Origin of the sequence: Acinetobacter sp. YK3, from assembly GCF_001729365.1 — a bacterium.
Lineage (GTDB): Bacteria > Pseudomonadota > Gammaproteobacteria > Pseudomonadales > Moraxellaceae > Acinetobacter > Acinetobacter vivianii.
The window spans coordinates 1-7,547 of sequence record NZ_LZPJ01000014.1 but is presented as its reverse complement, the minus strand read 5'-3'; the positions used below and the strand labels follow the sequence as shown (position 1 = coordinate 7,547).

Genomic DNA, 7,547 nt, shown 5'->3' with positions numbered 1-7,547 from the left:
TTTTTAAAACTATCATATATTTACAGAATCACGAAAACTTTAATTTTTTATTTTCTCATTTGCTTTTATACCGTTTAATCAACTTTCATCCTAAAAGTACCTTATAGCTGTTTTAAAAAATGTGATAACCCTTGTGGTGCACGTCCATTCAGTCGACTGCTGGTGGTGACCCGAACCAGATTACTCCAAGTGATTTTGCTACATTGAGTCATAAATTTTTGAATTAATGACACATCCTCATGACAAGGAATCGGCTCAAAACCTCCCGCCTGAAGATAAGCATCTACGCTAAAACTTAAATTTGCGCCATGAATATGCTGATGCCCCATACTGTCCTGATAATGTGCCAGATATTTTTGCTGTTGCGGTGTTGATAAGTGATTTAGATTATCCAGCACTACGATTCCACAGATGGCATCAGTAGGCTGATGATGCATCTGACACAGTAACCAGTCTGGATCGACAATGGTATCGGCATCAGTACAAGCAACCCATGTCACACCCTGTTGAATCAGATGTCGAATACCTAAATCTCTGGCCTTGCCTACACAAGCATAATTGCATTCAATCCAGTTCACTTGATGTGATTCTACAATCGCACGGGACTGATCCGTACAACTGTCTAGAACCACCAAAATCTTGACCTGTTCATGACCAATATATTGTACAGCCTGTTGAATCGACTGCAAACAGGCAGATAAATGCTGCTCTTCATTATGGGCTGGGATAACAATACCGATGTTCATATTAAGCCCTGCTGTTTAGCCAAAGATGAAGGATTTACCGTCCAGATATCAATGATGAAATCTGGATCATTCAGACTTAAATAATGAGTGAAAGGCAAAGATTGTTTTAAATGATCATGTACTTGAAAGGCATTCAGTTCAAAATCCTGAATCGCGTGCCGCCAGTGACAACACAGGATTTCACCTTGTGGCGTTAAACTATCTTTGAGTTGATTGATCAGCTCATGCAATTCATTGCGTGATAGGTAATAGGCCACTTCACTGATGACAATCAGATCGAATTTCTGTTCAGGAAAATTTTCAGGTATTTTTTGCTGTTGAACATTCACATGGCCCAGATTCTGTAAACGTTGTGAAGCCCAATGGACAGCATGAGCAGAAAGATCTAGACATAAAAGCTGATCAGCGCGTTGGGCCAAATGTACACTTAAATGCCCATTGGAACAGCCGATTTCCAACACTGATGAATAGTGCTGTTGAGTAAGCAATGCCAAACAAATCTGCCTTTTACGAGCCTCATACCAATGATGATCGTAGCCCCAAGGGTCATTGTTGTGATGATATAAGGCTTCGAAATATTGACTAGAATCATTCACAAAGATAAACCTCCCAAGGCATCAACAAACGTTCGATGATTGCTGGAGATAAAACCGCAGCATTGCCTGTACTTTCATCAGCTTCGATCTGGCTTTTGAACTGCATAATGGCCTGACGTTTTTTGATTAACTGGCTCTGAGTTAAGCTATAAGCTCTGGCCTGTTGCCAGTTGATACGCGGGTCTAAAGGCTGCGCCCAATGCCATGCCCAGATCAGCACATGTAAATATGATAGGTCATGTGCTGAGGCAAATCCCTGTACCGTTTTTCCTACCGCTTCATGGTCAGGATGTCCATCCTGCGCATAGCTACAAATCAGAATGTCTTCCGCTTGAACCAGCTTGTCTAATGCTTGCCACAGTTGCTCTGTATACAAATGAATCTGTCCATCTGGTAAATTTAAGGCAATACGTTGAGCAAAATCAGAGACCTCTAAACAATGTAATGCTGCCAGACTTTCTTGCGGACGGATTCGATCTAATTGCGCTGGACTATATTTGCTTGAATGCGGATGGCTTTGGGTACCATTGCTGACGGCGACAATCACCAGATGACAATTCAAGCTAATCAATTGTTGCATCAAGCCGCCACAACCGAGTATTTCATCATCTGGATGCGGCGCCACAATCACAATTCGTTTCGATTGAAATTTTTCGAGATTGAGCGGCGATAGCGGTTGTTGCTCAAATGCATGTAGCCATTGTTCTCTAGAAGTACCTTGCCCTTCAATAATGCGATCCTCAACCAAAGGATGTTTTAGAGCTGCCATGACATTTGCTCCTGTAAACATCGTTCAGCAATTTGCTCATCATCAAACGCCGCATGACTTTGCCGAATAAATACAGGTAAATCTGCCATTAGACTGGCAAAGGTTGCTTGTTCACAAAAAGGCCGTGCGCCCAGTGCTTTTCCAACCCCTTCAATAACCGCCAAACAGCTTTGTTCTGCCTGCGTACGCAAGATCCGTACGTCCCGTTCATGACTGAGTTTGGGCTGGTGATCAATCAGTTGCGCGACGTATTGGAAATATTGTCGGGTCACAGCAAGTTGAGTTGCCAACTGTCCTAAATACATTTTCTTAAAAGGATTGGGTGTTTTAAGGCAGCTTTGTTGCAGCTCATCCATTAACCCTACTGCCGCACCATACCAGCAAGCTGCAACGCCCGCAGCACCATGCCAGAAACCAGCCCGATCAAGGTAATCATTGGGACGACCAATACGTTTGACGGCTGTCTCCTGAAAATTGACTCTGGCAGTCTGTGTGCCTTGCATGCCTACGGCTTGCCAGTGAGCCATTTCAATTGTGACCGAGGGTTGATTGAGGTCAATAACGCAGAGCTGAGATTGCCCCTGTTGATCCTTAAAGCTGATTAATGCTTTTTGGACAAATTCAGCGCCTGAACACCACGGTTTAATTCCACAACAAAACTCATTTTCGACCTGTAATGGTGCTGGCCCACCATCGGCAGCCCAAATGGCCCATATTTTCTCATCAATTTCATTTTCATATCCGAGCTCATGCAAAATGCTTAACGCATCACAATGTGACTCAAAAAGCTTGACTAAACTTAGGTCAAAGCCAGCAATCTGGGCGAAAACTTGCCAGCGCTGATAAGTCTGGCCCGAGGCTGGTTCAGGTAATCGCCCGACAGAATGGATCAACTGTTTAAGCACCAATGGCCGTTGATTTAACTTCTCTTCGGCTGAGTACTGCTCAAAGCGATTTAAAATGTCAAAAGTTGATCTTTTAATAGATATTCTACTATTCATTTTTAAAATATTAATTTAAGTCAGTTTATTTAAAAGTAATTTAAAAATTCCGTTGAGTTAAATAGATAAATTGTAATGAAAAGATAATTGTTCGTAGTTATTTAACTATTTATTTCGTTTTGTTTCATTGTTAACTAAACAGTATGTTTAGGTGAATCTATAAAATCATCCTGTAAGGATTATTTAAAACCCAACAATTATGAGGAAATATGCAGTAGCTTAAAGGCTTCCGTGTTGTGATGCTTATAAAGAGGTTTAAGAAATGAGTACTTTAAATATTCAAGATATTAAAAAACATTCAGATGTTATTGCTTCTTGTGGTACCAAAGTCGGAACAGTTGATCATCTTGAAGGTGATAGCCAACTCAAACTGACGCGCGATGAAAATGATCAACATCATCTGATCCCAACGGCATGGATTGGTGAAGTCAAAGATGACAAAGTAGTTCTGATTAAAAACTCAGAAGAAGTTAAGCAACAATGGCAAGCGATATAACGAAGTCAATGCTCTAAAGTATTTTTGTTTGCTTATAAAAAACCTACTGCCTTGATTGGTAGTAGGTTTTTTATAATGATAATTTAACTAATAATCTTATAGTTCACCGCTTATGAATAAAGTGCAGCCTCTCCTAGCGCTCGGGTCTTAAATCTTCGGTGAAACCACATATATTGAGTTGGATACATGCTGATCTGATTTTCAAGAATCAGATTGACTTTGGTTGCATCCGCAACTTCATCCTGACTTGGAAAATTCTGTAGCGGTGGCTCAAGTAAAATATGATATTGTGGATTGCGGATATTACCTGTTCGATAGAAAAATAGAGGAATGGCGGGAACTTTTGAGATATTCATCAATCGTCGATGCGCCGTTACCGTCGCTGCTTGAATATTAAAGAATGGTGCCATAACGCCTTGTTTTAGGCCAAAATCCTGGTCTGGGCTATACCAAATGGCTCTTCCCTGTTTCAGATTGCCAATTAAACCTTTCATATCATTTTTGGAGATCTGATTTTTATAAATGGTGGCGCGTGACCGGCTGATTAACATGTCCAGTAAGGGATTGTTTTGTGGACGATACACCACATCCAGATCAAAGAAACAACTGCTGATATAGCCGCCCGCATCTAAAAGCGTGGTGTGACTACCTAATAAAAGAACGCCTGTCTCACGTGCTTGTGAAATATGCTCTAAACCCTGAATATGTATACGGTTTCTATACCATTTCGGGCTATACCAAGCATTTAAAGCTTCGAACAAACCAATGATCATATTGAAAAAGACTTGCTTTGCTTCAGCTTCTCTTTCTAAAGCATCTTTATGCGGAAAGCATAATTCAAAATTTCTTAACGTGGTTTTACGTCGAGATTTTAAAACTTTCCACGCCAATTTTGATAAAGCGTCTGCCAATCTCCATTGAATCGCCCACGGCAATATTGCAAATAACATTAAAATCGTAAGGGAGATCCATATTCCCCAATATCTGGGTAATAAAAATGACCAATAAAACTTTCCTGTTTCATGCTTCTGCTTTAAATCCATTTGAGAGTATTTTCTTAAGAAAAACTAAACAGCCTAGCATATATAAATATTTTATGTTGTATCATGCTTACAATCACAACAATTTAATTAGTTAAAAGCCGATATTGTTTTTATAAAATTAGAAAACTCATTATAACTGCATGATTAATATCTATAAAAATTATTAAAAGATTTATTAGGCAAATTATTTGTATTGTGTGATATATATCAAGTTTGGTCTTTGAGGTCCTGAATTCTCACCTACCCAAAGATTCTCATATTCGTTTCAATATAGAGACCAGAAATACAGTATTTTTAGCTGTAGCGCTGACCGAAACACAAAGCTTCAGTCAGCATTGTTTTGTATTAGATGATGCCACCATTGACACGAAGTACTTGGGCATTGACCCAGTTGCTGGCTTCATTCACTGCAAAATCTAAAACTGCTGCAATATCTTCTACCTGACCCAAGCGTTCCAATGGCGCCGCTTTGCTTAACTGTGCAATCAACGCTTCACTCTTCCCTTCTAAAAAAAGCTCAGTCGCAGTTGGCCCAGGCGCAATCGCATTAACCGTAATATTTTTACCTCGAAGTTCCTTGGCTAAAATAGCGGTTAAAGATTCAATTGCGGCTTTTGATGCTGCATAAACCCCATAGCCTTCAAGTTTTAGCCCAACCACACTACTGGATAAATTAATAATTTTTCCCCCATGCGTCAGTCTTTTTGCCGCTTCACGCATGGTATATAAAGATCCTTTCAGATTGATTGCCAGAATTTGATCAATACTTTCATCATCGATCTGTTCGATTTTACTTAAACGCATGATGCCAGCATTATTAATCAGGACATCCACACGACCATAGGTCTGGATCGCATAATCGAAAAGTTGGGTCACTTCATCTGAATGGCTGATATTGGCTTTAATCGCACTCGCGATGCCGCCCGCAGCTTGAATTTTCTTCACCACTTGATCCGCTTCCTGATCATTATTGGCATAGTTAATAATAATCTGATGTCCTTGCTGAGCCAGTAAATTTGCCGTAAAAGCACCAATGCCTCGAGAAGCACCCGTAATTAAAACTACTTTTGACCGGTCAGAATGTGCAGCTGTATTTATCATTTTAAACCTCATTGAATAAAACTTATCATCTTATGCGTTCTATGATACTGTTCAGCTATCAGTTAATAATCTATCGGATTCTGACATCTTTGTCCGAATAAACCGAACAAAGGACATCGAGAAATGGATAAGTTAAATGCAATGTCTGCTTTTATCCATGTGGTCGAGCAGCAAAGTTTTACCAAAGCGGCGCAAATATTAAACCTGCCCCGTTCTACACTCACGGATGCGATCAAGCAGTTAGAGACCCAATTAAACACACGCCTGTTGTTCCGTACCACACGTCAAGTTCGACCGACCGATGAAGGCCAGATTTATTATGAGCGCTGTAAGTATATCTTGAGCTATATCAATGAATCAGATCATGACTTTTTGCATGCAAAACCTCAAGGAACCTTAAAAATAGAAGTGCATGGTATTTTTGCCTCTCATTTTATTTTGCCAAAACTACGAGATTTTTTAAGCGAATTTCCTCAAATCCAATTACAACTGACAGAAAGCGATCGTTATGTTGACGTGATTAAGGAAGGAATTGATTGCGTGATCCGGATCGGACAACTGAATAATAGTGAACTGATCGTTAGGCATCTGGGAAATATCCAGCAAGTCACGTTGGCAAGTCCGCAATATTTACAACAATACGGTATGCCCCATCACCTAGACGCGCTTAAAAGCCATGTTATGGTTGGGTTTTATTCCACTGCCCGTCAGAAGAATCTTCCGCTGGAGTTTATGGTTGAGGACGAACTAAAAAATTATGATTTGCCCTTTATGATTCAGGTCAATGGTGCACATACCTACTCAGCAGCAGCAAAACAACACTTTGGGCTGATACAGGTGCCGCGTTATGGTCATGTTGATGAACTTGCACAAGGTGTACTGTGTGAAGTCTTGCCTCATTATCCCGTACCTTCGTTGCCTGTCTCTTTACTTTATCCTTCTAAGACACTGGTTTCACCGAGACAGAAAGTTTTTATTGAGTGGATCGTACAGTTATTTAAACGGTATCCTTTGGAGTGATGAAGGGTTGCACCTAAAACTGAAACCCCATTCCTGATAGCCTGTTGTATTATTAAATATCTGCAATTCTTCTTCTTTAAAGAAAGTTTTAACAGGTTTTTTCATTGATCTGCTCTTTACCCCACAGATCCCACCTTCAGCAGAAAAGATAGGTAATAAATTCTCTAAATGTACAGGGTATTTATTTTCTTCCTGTCCGCTTTATGAAGCTAGCTTAAAGCTTGGTTATAATCTTGATTTTATACCATCTGCATTAAAATATATAATTTCTAGTAAGTATTGTGCTTCACTATCACCTTGTTCTGCCGCCTTCTTATACCAATAGATCGCTTGGGAATAGTCAAGTGTTAACCTTTGTCGTCATTTATAATTTGTCCAAGATTGTATCGTGCAGACGGTTCGCCTTGTTAAGCAGCATTTTGGATTAGTATATTTAGACTTTAACAGAAATATAAAATATTATAACTAGTCCAATATACGTTCAATTCTATAGCTATTGTCTAAGGGGTGAGAGAGTGGAGAAAAATCAACTTTAAAGATATCCAACTCATATAGTTGATTTTTATTATCTGAGTTTAAAGTTGCAATAACTTTTATTTTATCAATATCATAAAACTCTACACTTACAAGCACTTCTCCAAAACTTCTATCAAAATCACTATTGTTTTCTATAAAAAACGTTAGCCCTCCCATCCCTCCATCATTCGCTTCATTAACATAAACTAAGTCAAATATTTTGGATTAATAATCTTTCCTATTAATTTTATCTAGCATT

At 39.4% G+C, this 7,547-nt stretch carries 9 protein-coding genes; 2 read left to right on the top strand and 7 right to left on the bottom strand.

The window, feature by feature from the left end; all coding sequences use genetic code 11:
• Positions 1-101: 101 nt before the first annotated feature.
• From A9Z07_RS02185 to A9Z07_RS02170, 4 genes are read right to left on the bottom strand one after another with little or no spacing between them, the layout of a single operon-like run.
• The gene (locus A9Z07_RS02185; RefSeq protein WP_069576568.1) at positions 102-746 is read right to left on the bottom strand and encodes a glycosyltransferase; all 645 of its coding nucleotides are present in this window, start codon (positions 744-746) and stop codon (positions 102-104) included.
• On the bottom strand, positions 743-1,342 hold the full coding sequence (locus A9Z07_RS02180) for a class I SAM-dependent methyltransferase (protein WP_005257677.1): 600 nt from the start codon (positions 1,340-1,342) through the stop codon (positions 743-745). Before A9Z07_RS02180 ends, A9Z07_RS02185 begins: the two co-directional genes overlap by 4 nt.
• On the bottom strand, positions 1,335-2,111 hold the full coding sequence (locus tag A9Z07_RS02175; RefSeq protein ID WP_069576566.1) for a PIG-L deacetylase family protein: 777 nt from the start codon (positions 2,109-2,111) through the stop codon (positions 1,335-1,337). Before A9Z07_RS02175 ends, A9Z07_RS02180 begins: the two co-directional genes overlap by 8 nt.
• On the bottom strand, positions 2,099-3,112 hold the full coding sequence (locus A9Z07_RS02170; RefSeq protein ID WP_069576564.1) for an acyl-CoA dehydrogenase: 1,014 nt from the start codon (positions 3,110-3,112) through the stop codon (positions 2,099-2,101). The genes A9Z07_RS02175 and A9Z07_RS02170 overlap by 13 nt, the downstream gene beginning before the upstream one ends.
• Before the next feature lie 262 nt (positions 3,113-3,374).
• On the opposite strand from A9Z07_RS02170, the gene A9Z07_RS02165 reads away from it, so the two are divergent.
• Positions 3,375-3,608, top strand: a complete 234-nt coding sequence (locus tag A9Z07_RS02165; protein ID WP_004772208.1) for a DUF2171 domain-containing protein — start codon at positions 3,375-3,377, stop codon at positions 3,606-3,608.
• Between the two features lie 110 nt (positions 3,609-3,718).
• Here the strand turns inward: A9Z07_RS02165 and A9Z07_RS02160 are convergent, their stop codons facing one another.
• Positions 3,719-4,651, bottom strand: coding sequence for a hypothetical protein (locus A9Z07_RS02160; protein WP_005257681.1), 933 nt, complete (start codon positions 4,649-4,651; stop codon positions 3,719-3,721).
• Positions 4,652-4,996: 345 nt separating this feature from the next.
• On the bottom strand, positions 4,997-5,752 hold the full coding sequence (locus A9Z07_RS02155) for an SDR family oxidoreductase (protein ID WP_413772616.1): 756 nt from the start codon (positions 5,750-5,752) through the stop codon (positions 4,997-4,999).
• 123 nt (positions 5,753-5,875) lie between these two features.
• Here A9Z07_RS02155 and A9Z07_RS02150 point away from each other — a divergent pair, with 123 nt between their 5' ends.
• On the top strand, positions 5,876-6,772 hold the full coding sequence (locus A9Z07_RS02150) for a LysR family transcriptional regulator (RefSeq protein ID WP_069576562.1): 897 nt from the start codon (positions 5,876-5,878) through the stop codon (positions 6,770-6,772).
• A 465-nt stretch (positions 6,773-7,237) separates the two neighbouring features.
• Here the strand turns inward: A9Z07_RS02150 and A9Z07_RS02145 are convergent, their stop codons facing one another.
• Positions 7,238-7,507, bottom strand: a complete 270-nt coding sequence (locus A9Z07_RS02145) for a DUF6984 family protein (protein WP_069576560.1) — start codon at positions 7,505-7,507, stop codon at positions 7,238-7,240.
• Between the last annotated feature and the right edge of the window lie 40 nt (positions 7,508-7,547).